Annotated in this window: 22 protein-coding genes; 14 read left to right on the top strand and 8 right to left on the bottom strand. The window is 70.5% G+C overall.

The genetic code is table 11. From position 1 onward, the window contains the following. The first annotated feature begins 420 nt into the window (after nt 1–420). From C3486_RS26935 to C3486_RS26900, 8 genes are all read left to right on the top strand, one after another. Nucleotides 421–1,038 (top strand): TetR/AcrR family transcriptional regulator, encoded by a 618-nt coding sequence (locus C3486_RS26935; RefSeq protein WP_103835360.1) that lies wholly within the window; start codon nt 421–423, stop codon nt 1,036–1,038. A gap of 150 nt (nt 1,039–1,188) precedes the next feature. Next, nucleotides 1,189–1,866, top strand: coding sequence for a GntR family transcriptional regulator (locus tag C3486_RS26930; RefSeq protein WP_219822251.1), 678 nt, complete (start codon nt 1,189–1,191; stop codon nt 1,864–1,866). After that, nucleotides 1,863–2,672 (top strand): carbon-nitrogen family hydrolase, encoded by an 810-nt coding sequence (locus tag C3486_RS26925; protein WP_103835359.1) that lies wholly within the window; start codon nt 1,863–1,865, stop codon nt 2,670–2,672. The genes C3486_RS26930 and C3486_RS26925 overlap by 4 nt, the downstream gene beginning before the upstream one ends. 10 nt (nt 2,673–2,682) lie before the next feature. Further along, nucleotides 2,683–3,366 (top strand): DUF2848 domain-containing protein, encoded by a 684-nt coding sequence (locus C3486_RS26920; protein ID WP_258053016.1) that lies wholly within the window; start codon nt 2,683–2,685, stop codon nt 3,364–3,366. Then, nucleotides 3,366–4,829: a 4-hydroxyphenylacetate 3-hydroxylase family protein gene (locus C3486_RS26915; RefSeq protein WP_103835357.1), complete on the top strand. Its 1,464-nt coding sequence runs from the start codon at nt 3,366–3,368 to the stop codon at nt 4,827–4,829. The genes C3486_RS26920 and C3486_RS26915 overlap by 1 nt, the downstream gene beginning before the upstream one ends. A gap of 23 nt (nt 4,830–4,852) precedes the next feature. Continuing rightward, entirely contained in the window at nt 4,853–5,197 is a 345-nt protein-coding gene (locus C3486_RS26910; protein ID WP_103835356.1) for a cupin domain-containing protein, read from the top strand. A 20-nt stretch (nt 5,198–5,217) separates the two neighbouring features. Continuing rightward, nucleotides 5,218–5,745 (top strand): flavin reductase family protein, encoded by a 528-nt coding sequence (locus C3486_RS26905; protein ID WP_103835355.1) that lies wholly within the window; start codon nt 5,218–5,220, stop codon nt 5,743–5,745. Nucleotides 5,746–6,432: 687 nt separating this feature from the next. Then, complete coding sequence (locus C3486_RS26900) at nt 6,433–7,383, top strand: helix-turn-helix transcriptional regulator (protein WP_103835354.1); 951 nt, start codon at nt 6,433–6,435, stop codon at nt 7,381–7,383. A gap of 339 nt (nt 7,384–7,722) precedes the next feature. Here C3486_RS26900 and C3486_RS26895 read toward each other — a convergent pair whose 3' ends face one another. After that, the gene (locus tag C3486_RS26895) at nt 7,723–10,041 is read right to left on the bottom strand and encodes a LuxR C-terminal-related transcriptional regulator (RefSeq protein ID WP_258053015.1); all 2,319 of its coding nucleotides are present in this window, start codon (nt 10,039–10,041) and stop codon (nt 7,723–7,725) included. Nucleotides 10,042–10,754: 713 nt separating this feature from the next. Beyond that, complete coding sequence (locus tag C3486_RS26890) at nt 10,755–11,726, bottom strand: SDR family NAD(P)-dependent oxidoreductase (protein WP_103835352.1); 972 nt, start codon at nt 11,724–11,726, stop codon at nt 10,755–10,757. Nucleotides 11,727–11,790: 64 nt separating this feature from the next. Between C3486_RS26890 and C3486_RS26885 the strand changes: the two genes are divergently transcribed. After that, the gene (locus C3486_RS26885; protein WP_103835351.1) at nt 11,791–12,363 is read left to right on the top strand and encodes a TetR/AcrR family transcriptional regulator; all 573 of its coding nucleotides are present in this window, start codon (nt 11,791–11,793) and stop codon (nt 12,361–12,363) included. Between the two features lie 200 nt (nt 12,364–12,563). Here C3486_RS26885 and C3486_RS26880 read toward each other — a convergent pair whose 3' ends face one another. Together C3486_RS26880 and C3486_RS26875 are read right to left on the bottom strand one after the other, a co-directional pair. Further along, nucleotides 12,564–13,121 (bottom strand): helix-turn-helix transcriptional regulator, encoded by a 558-nt coding sequence (locus tag C3486_RS26880; RefSeq protein ID WP_103835350.1) that lies wholly within the window; start codon nt 13,119–13,121, stop codon nt 12,564–12,566. Nucleotides 13,122–13,124: 3 nt separating this feature from the next. Then, nucleotides 13,125–13,538, bottom strand: a complete 414-nt coding sequence (locus tag C3486_RS26875; protein WP_103835349.1) for a hypothetical protein — start codon at nt 13,536–13,538, stop codon at nt 13,125–13,127. 223 nt (nt 13,539–13,761) lie between these two features. Between C3486_RS26875 and C3486_RS38260 the strand changes: the two genes are divergently transcribed. The 3 genes from C3486_RS38260 (at nt 13,762) to C3486_RS26860 (ending at nt 15,195) form a co-directional block, all read left to right on the top strand. Further along, nucleotides 13,762–14,289 carry a hypothetical protein gene (locus C3486_RS38260; RefSeq protein WP_258053014.1) on the top strand — a complete coding sequence of 176 codons (528 nt, stop codon included), beginning with the start codon at nt 13,762–13,764 and terminating at the stop codon, nt 14,287–14,289. A gap of 252 nt (nt 14,290–14,541) precedes the next feature. Then, nucleotides 14,542–14,928, top strand: coding sequence for a DUF6233 domain-containing protein (locus C3486_RS26865; protein ID WP_103835348.1), 387 nt, complete (start codon nt 14,542–14,544; stop codon nt 14,926–14,928). 51 nt (nt 14,929–14,979) lie between these two features. Next, on the top strand, nt 14,980–15,195 hold the full coding sequence (locus tag C3486_RS26860) for a DUF6207 family protein (RefSeq protein WP_103835347.1): 216 nt from the start codon (nt 14,980–14,982) through the stop codon (nt 15,193–15,195). A 64-nt stretch (nt 15,196–15,259) separates the two neighbouring features. On the opposite strand, the gene C3486_RS26855 is transcribed toward C3486_RS26860, so the two are convergent. From C3486_RS26855 to C3486_RS26840, 4 genes are all read right to left on the bottom strand, one after another. After that, entirely contained in the window at nt 15,260–15,865 is a 606-nt protein-coding gene (locus C3486_RS26855; protein ID WP_103835346.1) for a hypothetical protein, read from the bottom strand. Continuing rightward, on the bottom strand, nt 15,862–16,764 hold the full coding sequence (locus tag C3486_RS26850) for a hypothetical protein (RefSeq protein WP_103835345.1): 903 nt from the start codon (nt 16,762–16,764) through the stop codon (nt 15,862–15,864). The genes C3486_RS26855 and C3486_RS26850 overlap by 4 nt, the downstream gene beginning before the upstream one ends. Nucleotides 16,765–16,886: 122 nt before the next feature. After that, nucleotides 16,887–17,678: a GAF domain-containing protein gene (locus C3486_RS26845; protein ID WP_103835344.1), complete on the bottom strand. Its 792-nt coding sequence runs from the start codon at nt 17,676–17,678 to the stop codon at nt 16,887–16,889. A 428-nt stretch (nt 17,679–18,106) separates the two neighbouring features. Beyond that, on the bottom strand, nt 18,107–20,893 hold the full coding sequence (locus C3486_RS26840; RefSeq protein ID WP_103835343.1) for a LuxR family transcriptional regulator: 2,787 nt from the start codon (nt 20,891–20,893) through the stop codon (nt 18,107–18,109). 181 nt (nt 20,894–21,074) lie between these two features. Here C3486_RS26840 and C3486_RS26835 point away from each other — a divergent pair, with 181 nt between their 5' ends. Continuing rightward, nucleotides 21,075–21,989 carry an MBL fold metallo-hydrolase gene (locus C3486_RS26835; RefSeq protein ID WP_103835342.1) on the top strand — a complete coding sequence of 305 codons (915 nt, stop codon included), beginning with the start codon at nt 21,075–21,077 and terminating at the stop codon, nt 21,987–21,989. 21 nt (nt 21,990–22,010) lie between these two features. After that, nucleotides 22,011–22,465, top strand: a 455-nt coding sequence (locus C3486_RS26830) for a carboxylesterase family protein (RefSeq protein ID WP_146075069.1), incomplete at its 3' end; no start/stop codon positions are given.

Raw genomic sequence — 22,465 nt, 5'->3', positions numbered from 1 at the left:
CGGTTGAGGGTTCCGCGGACCGTCCGGCCCATGCCCGGGCCGACTCTGCGAGGTATTCATGGGGCGACACAAGCCGCGCCGCCCGCGCGACGCCATGACGGTCAGCGGTGCGGTGGCAGGGACGATGAAGAACGCGGTGCCGGCGCCGCTGGGGCCAACTCCGCGCAGGCCGGGAAGAAGCTGCTCTCGGCTGCATGGCCGCGCTGCGGTGCGAGGACTTCCGGTGCCCTTTCGCGGGATGCGGACTCTACGGCCATGACGCTCGGCCCTTCTGCGACGGCGGAGAGGGTGTGGGCGGGCCCGGCACGTACGAGGGGTGGGACGACGTCGGCGAGACCGCGAAAACCTAAACCTAATCGGTTTAGGTACTGTAAGCGCTCGCCGTACCGACAGGGAAGACCGCGCGACAGGAGAACGCACATGGGGCGGCCCCGGAAGGCCCTTCTTGACCGGTCGCGCATCGGCCGGGCGGCACTGGAACTGGTCGACGAGAAGGGTGACTTCACCCTCCACGAGATCGCCCGTAGCCTCGGCGTGCAGACCGCCTCGGTGTACCACCATGTGGACGGCCGGGCCGGGGTAGTGGAGCTGCTGCGGGAGCAGGTGACCGAGGCGCTCGACCCCCGTACGCTCGAGGGGCGTCCCTGGGACGCGGCCCTGGACTCCTGGGCCCGCTCCTACCGCGCGGCCTTCGCCGCCCATCCGCGGGCGATCGCCGTGCTGATGACCTCCCCGGTGCGCGCGCCACGGGTGATCACGCAGTACGAGCGGGTCGCCGGATTGCTCCTGGGCGCAGGCTTCGCGCCCGGGGACGTCCTGGCGGTCATCACCGGCCTGGACAACATCGTCCTCGGCTCGGCCCTGGACATGTCTGCCCCCGAGGCGATGTGGGTGGTTGAGGAGACCGAGGCGCCGCACCTTGCCGCGGCCCAGGCGGCTGTCGGCCAGGCCCTTGCGGACCGGGCCTTCGACCTGACGCTCGCAGGATTTCTGACCCACTGCCGGCGCCTTCTGGCGCGCACGGCGACAGCCGAATAACCCCAGCTCACAGGCGTCTGCACACCTGCCGGCGCTACCCCGGCCGGGACGGCCGAGGACTTGCACACCTCGTCAACTCTCGCGGTATACAGGTCTTGTGCAGCCTGTAGACAGGTTGTATACATGTCGCTCATGAGCAGCGCACAAGGCTTGAGCTCGCGTCGGGGCTCCGCCCAGGACGTGGCCTATGACTGGCTGAAGCGGCACATCGCCCAGCTCCCCAGACACGACGGCGTCTTCCTCACCGAGTCCGAGATCGCCTCAGCAACCGGGACGTCCCGCACCCCCGTTCGGGAGGCCCTGCTTCGGCTGGAGACCGAGGGCTTCGTGCAGATCGTGCCGAAGAAGGGCGCCTTCGTACCGCCGATCTCCGACGCCGAGGTGCGGGCGGTGATGCAGGCCCGGGCGCTGGTCGGTGACTGGTGCATCCGCCAGGTCGTCTCGCTCGGGCCCGAGTTCGCCGACACGCTGGAGCAGCTCGTCCTGGAGCAGGAGGCGCTGCTCGACGACCCGGTGGCCTTCATCGACTGCGACCGGTTCTTCCACCGCACGATCGTGGAGCACGCCGGCAACCCGGTCCTCGCCGGCTTCTACGAATCCCTGCGGGACCGGCAGATCCGGATGGGACTGCGTGCGGTGGTCCGCACCGAGAACCGGGCAAGCACCGCCCTCGCGGAGCACCGCGCCATCGTCGAGGCAGTGCGCGCGGGTGACCCGGAGGCCGCGGGACAGGCCGTCGCGGACCACCTCTCCAGCACCCTGGCCGCCCTCAGCATCTCCGACTTCCCCGGCCGACCCGGCGGACCGGCGGCGAAGGAGTACCCGTGAGGATTGCCCTGCTGCAGATCGCCAGCCCGCCCGAGGAGGCTCCGGGCCCGCGCCGCGAGCGTGTCGGCCGTATGGTCGCAGAGGCCCGCGGCGCGGACCTGGTCGTCCTTCCCGAGCTGTGGGCCGCCGGCTACTTCGCCTTCGACTCCTACGCCGACCGGGCGGAAACTCTGCGCGGCCCGACCGTGGAGGCCGCACGCGGCTGGGCCCAGGAGCTCAACGCGCACGTCCACCTCGGCAGCATCGTGGAAGGCGACGAGCACGGCCACCTGTACAACACGGCCGTACTGATCGCCCCGGACGGGCAGATCGCGCACACCTACCGCAAGGTGCACGTCTTCGGGTACGCCTCGCGGGAGGCCGAGCTCCTCACCCCGGGCGACGCCCTCGACGTCGCCGACACCGAGCTCGGCCCGCTGGGTGCCACCACCTGCTACGACCTGCGCTTCCCCGAACTGTGGCGCGGGCTGGTCGACCGCGGCGCCAAGACCGTCGTCGTACCCGCCGCCTGGCCCGCCGCCCGGCGCGAGCACTGGCGCCTGTTCACCACCTGCCGCGCCGTCGAGGAGCAGGTGGTGCTGATCGCCTGCAACGCGGTCGGCGTCCAGGACGGCGGCGTCGAACTCGGCGGCCACAGCCGGGTCGTGGATGCCTGGGGCACCGTCCTCGCCGAGGCCGGCGCTGCCGAAGGCCTCACCTTCTGCGATGTCGACCCGGCCGTGGTCGACACCGTGCGCGCCGAGTTCCCGGTACTCGCCGACCGCAACTGGCCGATGCCCCGCCCCGTGCATCACACCAACCGATGAGGAAGTGATCGTGACTGCTCCCCACACCCCGCCGGCCCTGGAGGTCGCCGGCTCCGGAGAGGAACTGCTTCTCTCCCCCGACCGGCTGATCGTTGCCGGATACACCGCGCGGGATCAGGCATCCGTGGCCCACCACATCGCCGAGCTGGCCGCGATCGGCGTGCCGCCCCCCACGTCCGTGCCCGCCTTCTACGACCTCGACCCCCGGCTGCTCACCAGCAACGCTGTGGTCGAGGTGGCCGGTCCCTCGACCTCCGGTGAGGTGGAGCCGGTGATCATCCGCCACGGCGGGCGCCACTTCCTGGCCGTCGGCTCCGACCACACCGACCGGGAACTGGAACGCACCGACATCGCCGCATCCAAGGCCGCCTGTCCCAAGCCCGTCGGCGGCACGGTCGTGGAGATCGGCCCCGAGGTGTCCGCCCTGGACTGGGACCGCCTGGCCGCCCAATCCGCAGTCGATGGCCGGGCCTACCAGGAAGGCAGCGTCGCCGCGCTGCGTCACCCCGCCGAACTGCTGGAGCGGATGAACGCCGTACTCGGTGATGTCACCGGCGACCTGGTGCTGTTCTGCGGCACATTCCCCCTGCTCACCGGGGAGTTCGTGCACGGCAGTTCCTGGCGCCTGAGCCTGAGCCTCCCCGACGGCACCACTTTGACCCACGCATACGAAACCAAGCTGAGGAGCATGTGATGCGCAGCGGATCCGACTACCTTGCCTCGCTCAAGGACACACGCCGCGTTTATGTGGACGGCGAACCCGTGGAGGATGTCGCCCACCATCCGGCGTTCGCGCCCATAGCCCGGACGATAGCGGGCCTGTTCGACACTGCCGCCGATCCCGCGTCCGGCATGACGCGGCCCCACCCGGAAACCGGCGCCGCCGTCAACCGCCTGTTCACCACGCCCCGCAGCCGCGAGGACCTCACCGCCTTCCGCGAGGCCGCCACCACCTGGGCCCGCCGGACACACGGCTGGGTGGGGCGCAGCCCCGACCACGTGGGCGCGTTCTTCGCCGCGTTCGCCGCGCACCCCGAGGCCTTCGCCGGCGGGTCCGGCGAGCACGACTTCGCCGCGAACATCACCGCTTACCACAAGCGCATCGTGGAGGAGGACCTCTACCTCTCCTACGCGATCATCCCGCCGCAGGTCTCCCGCGCCACCACCGCGCACGCCTGGGACGGCGAGCTGGTTCAGGTCGGTGTCGCCGAGGAACGGGCCGACGGCATCGTGGTCCGCGGTGCCCAGATGCTGGCCACCGGCGGCGCGGTCGCCGATGAGATCTTCGTGTCGTGCATCAAGCCGCTCGGCCCCGAGGACTCCGACTTCGCGCTGAGCTTCGCCGTGCCGGTGGGTGCCGAAGGCCTGAAGCTGTACTGCCGCCGGCCGTACGCGCCCGCCGCGAGCAGCGCCTACGACTACCCGCTGACCACCCGCTTCGATGAGACCGACGCGCTCCTCGTCTTCGACGACGTCTTCATCCCCTGGGAGCGGCTGTTCGTCTACCGCGACGTGGCGGGCCTGCGGCGGCAGTTCTTCGACACCGGCGCCCATGTGCTCGGCAACTGGCAGGCGCAGACCCGCTTCGCGGTGAAGCTGCAGTTCCTTGCCGGGCTCGCCCGCAAGGTCGCCGCGGTCAACGGCGTGGACAAGTTCCCCGGCGTGGTCGAGAAGCTCGGTGAGCTGGCCAGCCTGGCCTCGCTCGTGGAGTCCGCCGTCCTCGCCGCCGAGTACACGGCCGGTCCCGACGAGCAGGGTCTGTGGCGCCCCGGCGCCCGGGCGGTGTACGGCGCGATGGGGCTGCAGGCCGAGCTGTATCCCAGGGTCCTCGCCGTCCTGCGCGACCTGGTCGGCGGCGGCGTCCTGCAGGTTCCCTCCAGCATCGCCGACATGACCAACCCCGAGACGCGGGCGGACATCGACCGCTACGTGCACAGCCCGAACGCCGAGGCCGAGGAGCGGGTGAAGCTCTTCAAGCTGGCCTGGGACGCGGTGGGCAGCGAGTTCGCCGGCCGTCACCACCAGTACGAGCTCTTCTACGCCGGCGCCCCGTTCGTCGTGAAGGGCTACGCCTTCCGCAACTACGGCTTCGAAGGGCCGCTCGCCGACGTCGACACCTTCCTGTCCAGCTACGGCCTCGAACCCACCCCCGCCTGACCCGAACACCAGGAGCACCCACCATGAGCAAACCCGAGTACGAGTTCTTCCCGGTCACCGAGGTCCCCTACACGGTCTGCCCCGGAGACGACCCGAAGATCACCGAGCGGATCCTCGCCAAGGACCCGGACAGTGGCGTCGCCACCCGCATCCTGCGCTACGAGCCGGGCGCCGACTCCACCCCGATGGGCGTCCAGAAGCACGACTTCTGGGAGGAGGTCTACATATTGGAGGGATCCTTCTACGACCTCACGCTGGGCAAGACCTTCAGCGCCGGCGAGTACGCCTGCCGCCCGCCGGGCATGCCGCACGGCCCCTGGCGCACCGACGAGGGCGTCGTGACCTTCGAGGTCCGCTACCGCACCTGAACCAACCCCTGGAGTCCTCCATGGCTACCTCCCCCTCCACGGTCGCCGCCGTGGACCCCATGACGATGCGCCGCACGATGGGCCGCTTCGCCACCGGAGTCGCGGTGGTCACCACCAGTGCGGACGGCGTGCCGCACGGCATGACCGTCAACTCACTGACCTCCGTCTCCCTGGAACCGCCCCTGCTCCTGGTGTGTCTGACCACCGGTGCGCGCACCACCGAGGCCGTCACCTCATCGGGCCGGTTCGCGGTCAACATCCTGTCCGCCCGCCAGGAACACCTCGCGATGCGCTTCGCCAAGCGCGGCGCCGACCACTTCGCAGGACTCGACGTCGTCCAAGGTCGTCACCACGTCCCCGTCATCCCGGACGCCTTCGCGCACCTGGAATGCACGGTGGAGCGGCACTTCGAGGCCGGCGACCACATCGTCGTCCTCGGCGAGGTGCTCGATGTGTGCGAACGCGACGGTGAACCGCTGGGCTTCCTGGGCGGCAAGTTCAGCGACATCACCGAGCGCGGGCACGAACCCGTGCAGTGGTTCTTCTGACCGGACCGGGTTCGCCCGCCTCCGGAAGGCCCCCCTTTCACGGATGCCCAGGGCATCGGTGTGCCTCGGTGGCTGCTGCAACAGCCACCGAGGCGCCCGGGCATCCGCCTGTACCCCTGGTCGGGACAGCAGTCCTGCCGCTTCGCATACCGGCCCCAGGAATCGACGTAGCGCATGCCCCTTTCAACCTAACAAGAGCAAAGCTCCCGACCGGCCCGCCCGCGTCGCCGGCTCAGCCTGAGCGGCACCGCCGTGGAGTGGCACGACCTCTTCCTCTGCGGCGCCGCTCCGCGCTGGTGTTCAACCCCGCCTCCCCCAGACACAGCGGCAGCGTAGGTGTTCGTTTCGCGGCCAATCCGCGTTTCGTCGCGCGTGCTGCCCGGCGCCCGGCGGGCAGCCAGTCTGTGGGCCTGGAACACCACGAGGCCTCTTCCGCGGACGGCCCAGACCCTGCTGCCCGCGGAAGAAGCCAGGTCAGCGGTGCCTGCTCCGCGGGCAGCTCTGGCCCTGTTCACGATCGCGCCGCCGCTGGGCCAACGACCGCCCCCCCGGTGGATGCCATCCTTGGGCACTGCCCGGCTTGCCGGGCAGTGCCGAGTAAAATGCTCCGCAATGAGACCGGCCAATGCCAGGCTGCCGCCGGGGCCTGCCGGACCTCAAGATTCTGAGCGGCTGGCGGAGACCGGAATGATGACGCGGCGCTTTGACAGCGACAGCCTGGAGGAAACCGAAGCGTTCCTGGCCGCCGCCTACACACGGCTCCGCTTCAGCAGCAGCGCCCGAAAACCCCGCACCCAAATCATCCAGACCACGGCAGGCCAGCTGAGCGTGGACAGGTGCGTCGGCAACTACGACACTGCCTACTCCTCCGAGGGCCCGGGCAAGGTCTGCCTGGTCGATCTGCACGAGGGCAGGATCGCCGTCCGCAGCGGCCGCCGAGAAGAAGCCTTCGTTCCCGGAGACACCTTTCTGCTGATGGAGCCGGACCGCCCCTACAACGGCACAACCCGTGCCGCCCGCCTCACCCTCGCCCTGTTCGACCCCGCACTGCTCTCCCAGGTCGCCGCCACCAGCGCGGCCCACCGCTCCGGCCCGGTAAGGCTGACCGGACAGCGGCCGGCGACAGCACATGCCAAGAGGCAGCTGCAGGCCACCATCGCGTTCCTGCGCGATGACGTCCTGGCCGACCCTGCGGCGCACACAGCGCCGCTGGCCATCGCGAACGCCACCCGGCTTCTGGCCGCCAGCGCGCTCGCCGCGCTCCCGAACACCGCCACCACCGATACCGCTCGCGCCGACAGCCGCGACGGCAGCCCCAGCACCCTGCGCCGCGCGATCACCTTTATCGAGGGCAACGCCCACCGCGACATCTCCCTCGCCGACATCGCCGCCTCCATACCGGTCACCCCCCGCGCCCTGCAGTACGCCTTCCGCCGGCACGCCGGCACCACCCCCCTCGGCTACCTGCGCAGCGTGCGGCTCGCCCACGCCCACACCGACCTCAAGGCTGCTGCTCCCCACGAAGGCGCGACGGTCACCGCTATCGCGATGCGCTGGGGCTTCACACATCCGGGCCGCTTCTCCGCCCTGTACAAAAGCGCCTACGGCCTCCCGCCCAGCGCCACCCTGAGGAGCTGAACCGGGGCACGGACACGGCCAGCAGCGCATGAGCGATGTGGCCCGACTCATGCCTCACCCTCACGCCCGCGTGCTCGGGCCCATCACTGGCGAACCGACGCTGCGGATTCGCGACATCGCCTTCCGGTGCCAGATCACCGAACGCACCGTCCACATGTTCATCATCAACCTGGAGAAGGCCGGTTACCTCAGCCGCGCTCGTGGTCCCGCCCGGGCTGGGCGAGCGGGCCGCTTCAGGCGTCGTGCGGCGCGCCAAGGCGCAGTAGGTGCTGCCCGTGCTGGCCGGTGCATGCCAGCGGTCGCGGCGGCGCCGGCTGGAAGAGCCGGCTCTCGGCTGAGTTACGCCTCTTCCGGCTTCCCGTCGTCGATCGCCGCGGCTACCTGGGTGCGGGAGGTGATGCCCAGCTTGGTGAGGATGTGGTCGACGTGGGCATCAGCGGTCCGCTTGGAGATGACGAGGCGTTCGGCGATCTGGCGGTTGGTGAGCCCTTCGGTGACCAGGCCGGCGACCTCACGCTCGCGTGGAGTGAGGGGGCCGGGGAGACTGCCGTCGTCCGTGCCCGGGGCCTGCGCCTGCTCGTCGCCGTGCACGCGCCCACAGGCGATGTCGACCAGCTCCGGCACGGGGATTGCCGCCCCGTGCGTGTACACCTGCGTGAAGCGCTCGGCGCCCAGACTGAGCATCAGGGTGTTCTCGGCGTCGGTGTGCAGGGCTTGGAGGGCCCGTACTCCCCACAGCGCGGTGCCGACCTGATGCCAGAGTGTGGTGGCGCCGCCCAGCAGCGTCGCGGCGAGCTCGTGCTCGCCGTTGCCGCAGGCCACCCAGGACAGGAACTCCATCGTGGCGGCAAGGCTCATCGTCTCGCCCTGCTCGAGGGCGGAGGGCAGCACCCTGCACCCCAGCTCGCGGCTTTCGTCCGGTTCGCCGACGGCCCACAGTGCGAGTACCTGCGCGATCATCATGTAGTTGCGCACCCACCACTCGTGGGGGATGTGCGCCAGCTCCCGCAGGCACTCCTCCGCCTCCCGCAACGCCCTCGACGGATCGCCGTGGGCGGCGTGGAACACCGCGGTCTGGATGTAGCCGGCCACCAGAGGGAACAGGTCGTCCGACGCTCTGAGCAGCTGTCGCGACTCCTCGTACGAAGCCATGGTGCGCGAGACGTCCCGGGTCCACATGAGCATCTCGAACGTCTCCACCGCCGAGGCGCGAGCACGCAGGAGGTCGTCGTTCACGGACTCGGCCACGGCCCGGCAGCGCCGGATCAATTTCCGCACGTCCCGGTCGGACTGCAGCAGCCCGTAGTAGGAGCCGTAATACAGGGCGATGCCCTGCTCGAGGGTCGGCTCCGGCTCGGCCGCCAGGGCCTTGTCGATCCAGCGCCGGGCCTCGGTCAGCCTGCTCTTGCCCAGCCACAGTCCCCACAGGCCGTTCACCAGCCGGAGCGCGGCCTCGTCCCCCGGGTGTGCGACGGCGAAGTCCATGGCGACGCGGAAGTTGTCGAAGTCGGCGGCCAGCCGGTTCCCCCACTCGACCTGCTGGTCGCCCATCCATTCCTCGCCCGCCCGCTGGGCCATGCGCAGGAAGAAGTCGCGGTGCCGTCGCGCGTACTCCTCGGTGCGGCCGCCGTGCTCCAGCCGCTCGGCTCCGTACTCGCGGATCGTATCCAGCAGCCGGTAGCGGCACTCGGCGACGCCTTCGACGCGCTGCACCACCGACTTGTCCACCAGGGCACCGAGCAGGTCGAGCACGTCCCAGTCGGCCAGCTTGCCGTCGGCGCAGACTTGCTCGACGGCCGCCAGGGTGAAGCCTCCGGCGAACACCGAAAGGCGTGCCCAGAGCTCCTGCTCCGGCGCCGAGCACAGCTCGTGGCTCCACTCGATCGTGGTGCGCAGCGTGTGGTGGCGGGTCTGGGCGGACCGTACGCCGACCAGGAGCCGGAACCGGTCGTCGAGGCGGCCCAGGATCTGCTCCAGCGGCATGCTCCTCAGTCGTACGGCGGCGAGCTCGATAGCCAGTGGGATGCCGTCCAGGCGGCGGCAGAGCGCGATGACCTCGGCTCTGTTCTCCTCGCCCAGTGCGAAGGACGGCAGGGCGGCCTGGGCCCGGGCGACGAACAGCGCAAGTGCGTCGTTGTCGTGCTCACTCGCGTCCCCGTCCGGCTCGGGCATCGGCGGGATCGGCAGGACGAATTCGCCGGGCAGCGCCAGGGGTTGCCTGCTGGTCAGTAGGAGCACCAGCCCGGAGGAGTTGTGCAGGAGGATGTCGACGAACACGGCCATCGCGTCCACCAGGTGCTCACAGGTGTCCAGCACCAGCAGCGCACGCTTGTCCGCAAAGTGGTCGATCAGCTGGTCCATCGGCTCCTGCGCCGCGATCTCGCGCAGGCCGACGGCGGACGCCACCGTGTTGGGCAGGAACTCGGCGTCCCGCAGACCGCTCAGTTCGGCGATGCTCACCCCGTCGGGGAAGTCGACCGCCAGCTGGTGGGCGGCCCGCACCGCGACCCGGGTCTTGCCGACACCACCGAGGCCGGTGAGCGTGACGACGCGAGCCTGCATCACCGCCTGGCGGACGGCCTCCAGCTCCACCGCTCGGCCGATGAATCCGGTCGTCTCATTCCGCGCACCGGACCTGGCCCACGCCCACTGAGCCACGGCGTCCTCCCTCTGCGTCACCAAAAGAGTCTCACGCCCACGCGGACGGCGCACCGGAGTTGACTGAGCCGGCTCTTGCTGAGGGACGGCATTCTCTCCGTACAACAGGGCCTCCCCCCTGAACCAGGCCCTGCTGCGCCTGCGCTGCCACGCCTGGGCCCATGACCGCCCGCTGCACGAGGTGGCCAGCGACATCATCACCGGCCGCCTGCGCCTGAGAACCCGTTCCTGAACTGTTGATGGCGTGAGCTTTGGCCATTGATTGCTGAGGAGGGCTGATCACTCCGGTACGAGTTCGGCGGGAAGGTGACCCTGAATGATCTGCGCCGACAACGCGGTGAGTTTTTGCTGGCGGGAGCGGGCGTGGGCGCGCAGCCGGGCGAATGCCTCGTCCATGGAGATCTCCAGGCGGGCCTGCGGCTTCGATCGGGCAAAGCACGCTGGTTGTCACCGGATCGGCGCGCTGCCTGTCACCCGCAGTGCGCAAGGCGGGGTAGGCGTCACCGGTCCCGGCGCTCTGCCTGTCGCCTGAGCCGACACCAGCCCGCTGTCTCGCCGCGTTGAGTCTGTCCGTGGATCTTGTGGTGAGCTGCGGGGTTGCCAGGTGGAGTGGGAATGCTCGACGCCGGAGTGCGCCTGGTTTCCGCGGAATCCGGGGTGGTCGGCTCGTCGCTGCCTGGGAAGCCGGCGCGGGGTGCCGTGGCGCCGGGAAGTCAGGTGCGGAGCAGGTCGGTCGAGACCACCCAGAGGCGCTCGGCGACAGCGGGATCGAGTGCCCATTGCTTGACGCCGTGCGGGTGTTGCGCGAGGTCGGCGTCGTTCGGCACGGTGTAGGCCTCCTGCGAGTCATCGAGGTAGTGGCCTCCGGAGTGGGCGAACTGCGGGGCGACGGCCGCGACCATGGTGGTGGCGGCTCCCTGCTGGACCGTTTTGTACGTGAAGACTCCAGCGGCCTCGGCTGCATCGAGTGACTGCTTCTGTTGCGCGGTGAAGTTCCGCTGCAGACCCGTCGCGACGCCGCCGGGGTTCACCGCGTTGGCGACGATGCCGTCTGACGCCCATCGGCGGGTCGCCTCGACGGCGAACAGGGAGTTCGCCGTCTTCGACTGAGCGTAGGCGATCTGAGGGTCATAGCTGCGCCGCTCGAAGTGGAGGTCGTCGAAGTCGATGCCGGAACGCATGTGCGCCGTCGAACTGACCGCGACGATCCGTGCCCCGTTGCGCTCGGAGGCTCCGAGGGCCAAGGCGCGGTGCAGCCCGATGGCGAGTGCGAGGTGACCCAGATGGTTCGTTGCGAACTGCAACTCCCAGCCCTCGCGCGTTCGTTCAAGGCCACCGGTGACTACGCCCGAGTTGTTGACCAGCAGGTGAAGTGGGCCGCTCCACGCGGAGACGAACGACGTGACGGTGCCTTGGTCGGCGAGGTCCAGACGGACGACTTGGGGGCGAATCCCTCCGGTCGAGCTCTCGATCGATCCTGCGACGGCATCACCCGCAGCCGTGTTCCGCACGGCAAGCGTCACTTGTGCCCCGGCTGCGGTCAACGCGCGAGCCGTCTCGATTCCGATCCCGGAGGAGGCTCCCGTCACAATCGCGCGGACGCCGGCGAGGTCAACACCCCGCATCACCTCATCCGCCGTGCTGGAGGCGGTGAAGGACGTGGAAAGAGGTACGCGAGCCGTCATACACCGAGGCTATACAAATCAGACTGGATTTGTATAGCTAGACTCCTGCTCCTATGCTCGCCCCATGAGCAGCCCCGAGGCCGGCCCCCTGGCATCGCCGACCACCGAGACCGACCGTCGGACCACGGTCTTGGACTCCGCCCTGGCCACGTTCGCTCGATTCGGCTACCGCAAGACCTCCATGGAGGAAGTGGCGCGGGCGGCACACATCTCCCGCCCAGGGCTCTACTTCCTCTTCTCCTCGAAGGAAGCCCTGTTCCGCGCCGCGGTCACCCAGGCCTTGGAACGCGACATCGCGGCGGTCGAGAAGGTCCTGGCCGATGTCGACCGCCCGCTCCCGCAACGTCTCCTCGATGCCTTCGACCGGTGGACAGGCCGCTACGTCGGCCCGCTGGCCCGCGATGTCGCCACGGTTGTCGAGGACAACCCCGACCTCCTCGGACAGATCACACAGACCGCTCCACGGCGATTCGAGGAGCTGATCACGGACGCCATCGCCGTCGACTCAGGCCAGAAGAGGGCCGCCCGCGTAGCGCAGACGATGATCAGCACATCGATCGGCCTCAAGCACCAGACCCAGTCGCGGGAGATCTACCTCGAACGCCTGAAGGTCGCCGTCGATCTCCTGGTGCACTGAAGCCACGCGGCACGCCGCGCACCCAGAGCCGGCACCGACGGTCCCAGCGAACATTCCGCCGACGGTGGCAGGAGCGATGAGAACGCCGCCAACAAGCGAAACCCTTGTCCATCCGTGCTGGTGACAACCAGCCTGCCCTGGTGACAACTACCGTGCTCCGGCTCAGATACGGTTTTCGCTCTCCTTGTGCGAGAGGCCACTCAGAAGGAAACGTCGATGCAGTCGATGTCGGTGAACTCGACTTCGAGGTCATCGGCGCGGCGGCCGCCGTCCTTGAAATAGATTTCCTGCAAGCCTTCGGCGACGATGGAGCGCATCTGCTGGTCGCCGGCGCCGTGCTGCTGGGCGTCGAAGAGGCGGGCGGCGCAGGCCGGCGGGAGGTGGACGGTCAGCCGGCGGACCCGGCCGTCGTCGGTGGTGCCGATGGGCGCGGTGTAGCCGAAGCGGGCGCGGGTTTCGATGGTGATGCCGGCGGTGGTGGCGGCCTGCTTGCGGCGGCGCTGCCGGACCCGCGGCTGCCACACCTTCGGTACCTCGCGGCGCAACGCTTCGGCGAGACGCTTCTGCGGCGTCTTGCGCTGCCCGGCCAGGTAGCGCTCCACCGTGCGCTGGGAGACGCCCAGGCGGGCCGCCACGGCCCGCCTGGAGCCCTTCTCCGCGCGCACCAGGAGACGGATCTGCGCCAGCGGCGTCTTCGGCGGTTCCCGGGTGAAGGCCTCGCGGTCGGCGCGCTCCAGGACGTCCTCGATCTCCCCCACGGCTTACTCCCCTTCCAGGACGGCGTCGTGGCCGTCGCCCTTGATGTGGCGGGCCGGGTTGCACTGCGCCGGACGGGACTGCAGACGACTGCCGATGCGCTGGTGGAGATCCTCAGCACGCTCGCCCGCCGCCAGCGCGAGAACCGTGCCCGTACCGCCGAGCGCCTCACCCGCCTCACCGACTCCGGCCTGCTGCCGCCCGACCTGCACGACATGGCGGTCTACTACCTGGCCAAGGCCCAGCGGGACCTCGGGCGCACCGAGGACTCCCGCCGCGGCATGCAGCACGTCGTCGCAGGCGGTGGGCGCCTTACGCCCAATGCTCGCCGCGGGCTCGCGCACTTGGCCCGACTCGCCGGCGACTTCCCCACCGCCCTGGATGCCGCGGCACACCTGGGCTGGGAAGGCCGCCACCACCGCGTGACGGGGACGTCAGGTGGGTCCAGGGCGACATCGCCGGCGGGGCAGCCGCCTTCCAGGCCGCCCGGCTGGAGGGCGAAGAGCACGGAAAGAAGGGCGAGGCGGCCATGTCCCAGGCCATGCGGGCCTTCACCCCCGCTTTCGCCGACCCCGACATCGCCGATGACGAGATCGAGCTGGCCGAGCAGCTGCTCGCCCCGGTCGACCTGCGCGCGCGACCTTGGACGTCCGCATCGCCGAACTCCTTCACGACGCCGGCACCGACACCGGCCTCGTCGACCGGCATCAGGCCCTTGCGGCCGAGATCGGCATCTCCGAGCTTGCCATCGCTCAGGCCAAGCTCGAACTCGCCCTCGCCTTCCACCACGCCATCCGCGACGACCAGGAAGGCATCCGTACCAGCATCCGCCGCCTGCGCGAGCTGACCCGCCGGGACTACTACGCCTACTACGCCGACATCGCCCACTTCATGGCCGGCCTCCCGCTGCCGGCCGAGTCCGCTTCTCCGGCGCGCTGGCTGAACGGCGAGCAGAACACCCGCGCGCGCTGGTCACCGCGCGGCGCGTGCACCTTCATACCCCGCAGTAGACCCACTCGTCACCTGGGCCTCACATGCAACAGTGATCGCAAATTGCAACAGCTACGCACGGTGCCGAGATGGCCGTCGCGCCGCGACGGCCGTGCTGCCCAGCAGGAGCTGCACCAGGTGCGTGCCGAGTACGAGGCACTATGCCGGACCTTGCCGTAGTCGGCGGATCCCCTGCCCGGGTGGGAGCGCCCGGACGGGCACTTCTATCCCTCCCGGCGCGAGGACTCCCCCGGATACACGCCCGAGCAGCGGGAGCAGGAAGAGAAGCTGCGGCAGCGTCTGGTCGAGCTGTCCATCCAGGTGGGCACGCATCCGTACTGGTCGACCTTGTCCGGCCCCGATGTCGTCGCCGCCCGCAGTGCGCTCAAGCACGTCCACGACGCCCCGGCCGACACCGACGCGGCGTAGGCCGTGAGCGGCGAGCGGCTGCCGCTGCCACTCGGCGAGCTGCACGAACTGCGGGCGCAGCTGGCCGAGGAGCTGGCCGCCATCGACGCCGAGATCACCCGGCGCCAGAGGGAGCAGAACGAGGACCAGGACCACGCGGCCGCACCGGCGCAGCCCGATCGCTGGCCGGTGGCCGCACATCCGGGCCGGGTGCGCGGTCGCGGTCCGCAGTGGGAGATCCACCGCGTCACCTGCTGGTCGTACCCACAGGACACCGCCACCGCGACCACCGACCAGGCCCGCGCGCTGCTCGCCGATCCGCGTTACGGCACCTGCCCCAGCTGCCAGCCGGCCGCCGACCTCACCAGCGCGTCCGGCAGGCCCGCGGCGATGGCTGCCACGACCGGGTGATGGCCGCCCGTTCGGCGAACTGCGCGGCGCTGCGGCGGCGACTGACGGGCCATGAAGTCGCTCTCCCCACACTTGACCGGGCCGGGTTTCGTCGCCATAGAGGTGACTGCCGCGGACGAACCGGCGGCCGCGGCCGCCGCGCAGACCGTTGGCCCGCTGTGGTGGTCCAGCGGCCCCTCGGCGCTGTACCGCACCCCCGACGAGGACGGCGTACGGGTGCGCCTCTACGCCGACGTTCGGCGTGCTCCGGACGGCCAGCAACGATGAGAAGGCCCCGCGCCGGTCTGTCAGCGCGGGGCCCTCTTGGGTTGAGCCGTGGCTCGTGCGGGCTTCAGGTTCCGAGGGCCAGCAGGTTCGCTGCCGGCCTGCGCCTCCAGAGCAGCAGGAGGCAGCCGACCAGGAGCAGGAAGCCGGCTTCAGCCAGCGCCAGGGCGGAGTGGGCCGGATGGATCGGCCAGGCCCACGGCTGGGCCGAGCCGCCGGGACGGCGCCCGGCGGCCGCACACAGCAGCGGAAGGGCGGCGATGGCGATGGCGGCGATGCCGGGTCCGACCAGGGCCCGCAGAATCAGGGCTGCGCCGAGGGACCCGATGCTGTTGCGCGCCATGGACAGGACATCCGGCCGGTCGAAGAGGGCATGCACCACGGTCGCCAGCGCGGCGAGAACGACGACATAGGCCAGGCACAAGGCCAGGGTGCGCGGGCGTGCGGGCCGAACGGCGACCTCTTCGGCCATGGCATCGCCCCGCTCGATGCCCCAGAGCAGGACCACAGTGGGCAGCAGGCCGAGGATCTGGCCGAAGAGAAGCGAGCCGGAGGGCCCGATGATGGTCGGCACCGGAATAGCTTCGCCGTGGGCCAGGGCAGCTAGCGCCAGGGTGGCACACATGGTGGCCAGTACCTGCGGTACGGCCCTGGCCTTCAGCCACCAGATCACTGCGCGCCTCCCGCAGCCTGGCCGGCCAGCTTCAGCTGAGGCTTGGTGCTGCAGTCGTGCAGCGCGGGCTCGTTGCGCTGGAACCAGGCACGCTGCTGCGCCGCGGGCGCGGTGCGGACGCGGGCAGCGAGGGCGGTCTCCTGCTGGCCGTAGCGGCCGGCGACCTCACCCTTGCTCGCACCGGCGGTCAGGGACAGCCAGGCAGTCAGAGGGCCGAAGGCCACGTCACCGGGGAAGTCACCCCGGTCAGCGCAGGCCGGCGGGTTCAGGGGCAGCAGCCCGGAGGCGATGCCGATGCGAACAGTGTCGGCAGTGGGCAGGGCCCAGTGACCGATGTACTCGGCGCCGTTGCCGGGAGTTTCGGCCATGGTGAGCTTTGCTGGCACGTCAAGTCCGGCGTGCTGCAGGCGCTGTCGGGCGTCGGCGGCCACGCGCTGGATGGTGGGCAGGTGACTGCTCAGTTCAGGCCAGACGCATACCTGGGGATTAGTGCCGTTGCAGGTCAGGGCGGCGGTGGAGCGGGGGTTGGACGGTGTGGCAGGCAGGCCGTAGGCAAGGGCACCGCTGCCCAGCAGTCCGACTACCAGCAGGCCGGTGGTGCCGAGGCGCACCGCTCGCTTGGCCGTGGCGGTCAGGGCCAGAGCGGCGGCGAGAATGACGGCCGCCGCGAGGACGGTGGTGCTGGCCACCGCACGCCAGCTTATGGTCTCGCTCAGGGAGCAGCAGCCGTCGAGGCCGCCGGAGACCATGTGACGCAGCCACAGCGGTTCGAGGGTTGCGGGGTAGGCGGTGAGGACGAAGCTGAGGACCAGAGCCAGCGGTGCGGCGATGACCAGCGGCAGCTTGCGGCCGAGCAGGAAGCCGGCCATGGCGTTGGCCAGACAGATGACCAGCCACATGGCGGCGATGCCGAGCGGGGGCGTGCCGCCGGTGGGGGCCGGGGGTGAGGGTGAGGGCGCGTATGCGTCCGGGCTGGTAGGTGCGCTGCAGCAGGCGCCGGCCGAAGCGTGCGTCGTCGGCCTCACTCATCGTCGCCGCCTTGGTCCTGGTCGTTGCCGGGGTCCTCGATGGGCATTCCGTCGAGCCTGGTGCGCTCTTCCTCGGTGCGTGCGCCGTTGCTGTCGGCGTCTTCCCATCCCACGAGGGCAGGGGTGGCGGTGTGGTGGGCCAGCGCGCGGCCGGCAGCCCGGACGAGGGTCGTCAGGAGCTGGACGTCGACGTCGTGCAGCCCGTTGCTGCGGGGGTGATGCAGGGAGAAGACGCCCAGGCACTCGTTGGCGGGGCCAAGGAGGGAGTGGGAGCGAACAGTGAGGCAGTGGGCGTCGAGCATGGCCTGTCGACTGGCGTCGTCGAACAAGGAACTGCGGCGGATGTCGGGCACGATGACTTCTCTCCCGCGGCTGGCGGCTTCGGCGCAGGCCGAGCCGCTTGTGCCGACGTGGGCGAAGAAGGTGAGGAAGGGCTGGTCGAAGCCGGCCTGTGCGGCGATGTGCAGGACCCCGGTGTTTGGTTCGTACAGCTGCACGTTGCCCGCGTGAGCGCCGGTGTACTGCAGTCCCTGGACCAGCAAGGCGCTTACCAGGGCTGAGGGTGTGGCGCCGGCAAGGAAGTAGGGGTCCAGGAAGCTCAGATGCGGGTACCGTCGCATGCCTTCGGTATCGGTGCAGGCGAGGACGTCGCAGCGTGTGCGGGCCAGTTCAGCGGCGAGTTGCGCGTCCTCCCACCGCCACCGGGCCTGCCGAGCTGCCTGCAACCTCTGCGCGAGGCCGGCCCGGATCCGTGACAGATCGGTGGGAAGCAGGGCTTGCACCATGGCACACCTCCGAGGAACTTCCGTCACCTGCGAAGGGAACGGGCTTCCTCAAATGCTGCGTAGTCCCGCCCCGCCGCAGAAAGAGTTCCGCCTCGGAGCGATCACAGATATAGGCTCTCACTCTTTCTCCTTCATCAGAAGGAGACGCCGGATGCGTGGAAGGACAGCGGCCAGCGCGTCGCGGCCCAGGTGCCTACAGGCGCCGCGCCGCACCCCGGCACGAGGTACCTGTGGGCGATGTACCTTCGACGCGGTGGGCCGTTCCCGCCCGGCCGCGACGAAAGCGAGGTCATGTGCGTCCGGAGACAGGCGGGCAGCGGGTTCACGGGTGAAGAGGCTCGCTGCCGCCTTCGCCTCACGGCCAGTCTGGTTCGGCGGGAGACCGCGCAGTATGCGTCAGCCGACTGCTTCTGTCGCCGGGCGTGGCCTCATTCCCGGTGGTCGGTCACGGCGAGGGTGTCCTCGATGAGGTCGCGCAGTTGGGAGCGGGCGGTGATGCCCAGCTTGGGGAAGCTGCGGTAGAGATGCGAGCTGACCGTGCGCGGGGAGAGGAAGAGCTTCTCGCCGATCTCGCGGTTGGTCAGTCCGCGGGCGGCGAGATGGATGATGTGCTGCTGTTGCGGGGAGAGTTCGGCGAGCACGTCGGGGGTGGAGACTGTGACGTCGAGGCCGGCGGCGCGCGATTCGGCTCGGGCGCGCTCGATCCAGGGGCGCGCGCCCAGGCGGCGGAAGGTTTCCAGAGCCTCGGTGAGCGGGGCGCGCGCCTCTGCGATGCGCCGGCGGCGCCGCAGCCATTCGGCGAGGTCCAGCAGGGTCTGGGCGCGTTCGAAGGGCCAGTGTTCCAGCACGGGGTCGGCCAGGGCCGCCCGGAAGTGCGGCTCGGCGTCCTCGGGGTCTGCCAGCAGGCCACGGGCACGGCTGATCAGCGCGCGCAGGCGGGGTGAGGCACCCGCCGCGAGGGCGCGCGCGGCACGCTCGACGATCGCGGTGGCCTCCTCACGCCGACCGCTGCGCACGGCAGCGGCGGCCAGATCCGCGAGGGCCGGATAGGAGGCGTGGTAGTGCACGGGTGCGCCATCTGCCGTGAAGACCCTGCGGAGTTGGGCGTACGCCGCCTCGTGCGCGCCTTCCGAGAGGGCCGCGGCGCCGAGTGCACGACGGGCATAGACGGAGACCGAGCGGCTCTCCAGCGGGTCGATCATGGCCAGCGCGTCCTCGGCCCGGGCCCGGGCTGCCCTCGCGTCGCCCTGGTAGGCCAGCACGGTGGCGTCCACGGCGGCCGCACATGCCACGGCGTGGTCGAGGCCGGTCCTCGCACCGAGCGCACTGCTGCGGGCGCATGCCTCCCGGGCCCTCCCCCACTTACCTTGTTCCACGTAGCTCCAGGCGGCCGCGCCGCCCAGCCCCTCTGGCAGCGGTCCGCGCATGCCCCAGTGATCGAAGGCTTGATCGAAGGCGCGGACGGCTTGCGGGGTCTCGTCCAGCAGCCACGCCATGATCGCGAAAGCGGTGAGCCGGTCGGGGTGGCGTCGCGCTTCGGCTGCGACCTGCGGGAGCAGCAGGAGCAGTTCGGCCCTGTTGCCGAAAGGGTCGGTCACGGCCCGTACCCAAGTGTGCAGCCACGCATGTGAGGCATCCTCGGGAAGGCTCTGCAGGACGGCCTGGATGCGGTGCCGTTGGACGTCCTCTCCGCAGTAGAAGCGGACCACGGCGGCGCCGGCCAGGAGGTCCAGCGCGGTGGCCGGCTGCGTGAGAGCCAACTCCTCGGCGGCGTCGGCCAGTCGGGAGAAGACCACGGTGTGGCGCACGGTGAGTGCCGCCAGTCGTCCGACCTGCGCGGCGGCGCCCGCCAGGAGCGACGCGTCGTCGGTACGTACCCGTACCGCGGAGGCAAGCTCCTCGACCCAGGCGAGGTCACCGGTGAGGACGGCCTGCGCGGCGGCCTCGACAAGGAGCCGGGCGCTGTCCTCGCGCGGTGCGAGGTCCGCGGCGCGTTGCAGGGCCTTGGCCGCTGCCTCGTGGCCGCCGCGGCGCCGGGCCCGGTCGGCGGTCTGTTCCAGCTGCGCCGATACGGCCGCATCCGGGGGTGTGGCAGCGGCGGCGAGGTGCCAGGCTCGCCGGTCCGGCTCGCCCCGCAGCAGTTCGGCGAGTGCGAGGTGGGCCGCGCGCCGGGCATCGGCGGACGCGGCGTGATACACGGCCGACCGGACCAGGGGGTGGCTGAACCGGAGGCCGCGGCCGGTTCGCCGGACCAGCCCGGCCTGCTCGGCGGGCGGCCATGCGTCGTCCTCGGCGTCCGGCAGCACGGCCGGGACGGCAATGGCGGAGTCGACGGTGTCCATGGCGGCCAGCAGCAACAGGGCGCGCGTGGTGGGAGCCGGCAGGCCGCTCAGTCGATCCGCGAAGATGCGCTCCAGGTGATCGGCGACGGGGAGCGGACCGGTGGGCGGCGGCCCCGCGGCCGTCTCGTGCGCGCCGGCCGCCTTCGCCAGTTCGGTCAGTGCCAGCGGGTTGCCGTCGGCCTGGGCGAGGATCTGTGTCCTCATCCGGCCGGTTGGGCGCTGCGGCTGCATGTCCAGCAGCCGGCCGGCCGCGGCGTTGTCGAGCGGCCCCAAGACAAGTGTCGGCATGTGCCGGTCGAACCCCGGGAGGTGATCGCCGAGGCGGGCCGCGATCAGCATCGTGACCGGTTCACCGGCCAGCCGCCGGGCCGCGAAGAACAGTGCGTCCAGGGAAGCGCGGTCGAACCACTGCGCGTCGTCCAGGACCACGAGCACAGGTCCCCGGTCCCCCAGGGCGGAGAGCAGGCCCAGGACAGCAACCCCGATCAGCATCGGGTCGGCTTCCGCCGTGGCCGATCCCGCGCCGAACGCGCCGTGCAGCGCCGCGCGCTGCCGCTGCGGCAACCCGTCGACCTCAGCCGATACCGGCCGCAGCAGCTGATGCAGGGCGGAGAAGGCAAGGCTTGACTCCGTCTCGCTGCCCTCGGCGCGCAGGACACGAGCGCCGCTCGCTTCGGCCCGACGCACCGCACGGTCCAACAGCGCACTCTTTCCCATGCCCACGTCGCCGAGCAGGATCAGAACCGGATCAGCCGACGCCGAGTCCACCGTACGAAAGAGGCGTGCCAGTTCGTCGTCCCGGCCGACGACCGGCTTTTCCGCGCCCGGCTCCGGTCCAGCGACCGCACGGGGGCCGCCTGCGTGATCGTCCACGGGGTCTCCAGGAATGGTGGCTCTTCGGGCGGAGCCGTCTTGCCTTGTCGCCGCCCAGGCTACAAGCGGTCCGGCCCGGCGCCCGGGGCGTGCGGACCGGTGCAGTCAGGTGACGGATACCGGGTGTCCCGGGGGCGCTCGTACGGTTCCAGGAAAGCCTCCGAATTCTTCAGGAACCCCCATGGAACAGATCAAGCTCGGCAACGTCACGATCACCCGGGTCCGGGAATATTACGGCTCCGTCGACATGACGCCCGACACCTTTTTCCCGGAAAGCCCGAAGGAAGTCTGGGAAGGCGGTGCCCCGTGGCTGATCCCGCATTTCCTGGATCCCGACACCAGCATCGTGAATTCCGCGATCCAGACCTGGCTGCTGCGCAGCGAGGGCAAGACCATCCTCGTCGACACCGGCGTGGGCAACCACAAGGACCGCCCGTACGCGCCGGTCTGGAACCGCCTCGAAACAGACTTCCTGGCCAATCTCGCGCGCGCCGGCGTCGCGCCCGAGGATGTGGACGTCGTGATCAACACGCATCTCCACATCGATCACGTCGGCTGGAACACGTATCTGGACGGGCGGCAGTGGGTGCCCACCTTCCCCAATGCCACCTATCTGATGCCGAAGGACGACTTCGACTTCTGGAATCCCGAGAACGGCCACCAGCCGCTGCTCGGCCGCGGCAACCAGAACGTCTTCGAGGACAGCGTGGCCCCGGTGCACCAGGCCGGCCAGACGCTGCTGTGGGAGAACAGCCACCAGATCGACGCCGGCCTGCGCCTGGACGCGGCTCCCGGACACACCCCCGGCTCCTGCGTACTGACCCTCGCCTCCGGGACGGACCGCGCGGTGTTCGTCGGCGACATGCTGCACAACCCGGTACAGATCCTCGAACCGGACGTCAACAGCTGCTTCTGCGAGGACCCCGCGGGTGCCCGCGCCACCCGTCGCAAGGTGCTGGGCTGGGCGGCCGACAACAACGCACTGGTGATCCCCGCGCACCTGGGCGGCCACGGCGCCGCCGAAGTCGCGCGTGACGGAAGCACGTTCGCCATCAAGGGCTGGGCTCCCTTCGCCCCGTACACCGAGCAGGGCTGAGGCCCGCAGAGAGGCACTCCTGTGCACCACCACCCCGAACCCGTCGTGACCACGGCCCAGGGGGCCGTCCGCGGCCTGCGCCAGGGCGGCACCACCGCTTTCCTCAACATCCCCTACGCCGCCCCGCCCCGCGGCGCCGGCCGGTTCGCGCCGCCCCAGCCGCACGAGCCGTGGGACGGCATACGGGACGCCACCAGACCGGGACCCAACGCACCGCAGTCCGAGCGCAAGCTCGGCAGCGTGGACATGACCCCCTACTTCGGCACGGGTTGGAGCCGCGGGGAGGACTACCTCACCGTCAACGTCTTCACGCCCGCCACCGCCGGCGGCGACCTGCCCGTCATGGTGTTCGTCCACGGCGGCGGCTTCGTCGCCGGCTCGACACGGTCCGCGCTGTACGACGGGTCCGCCTTCGCCCGCGACGGCGTCGTCCTGGTCACCCTCAACTACCGGCTCGGCATCGCCGGGTTCCTCGA

Origin of the sequence: Streptomyces sp. Ru73 (genome assembly GCF_002920575.1) — a bacterium.
GTDB lineage: Bacteria > Actinomycetota > Actinomycetes > Streptomycetales > Streptomycetaceae > Streptomyces.
This window is presented reverse-complemented; position numbering and strand designations above follow the sequence as displayed.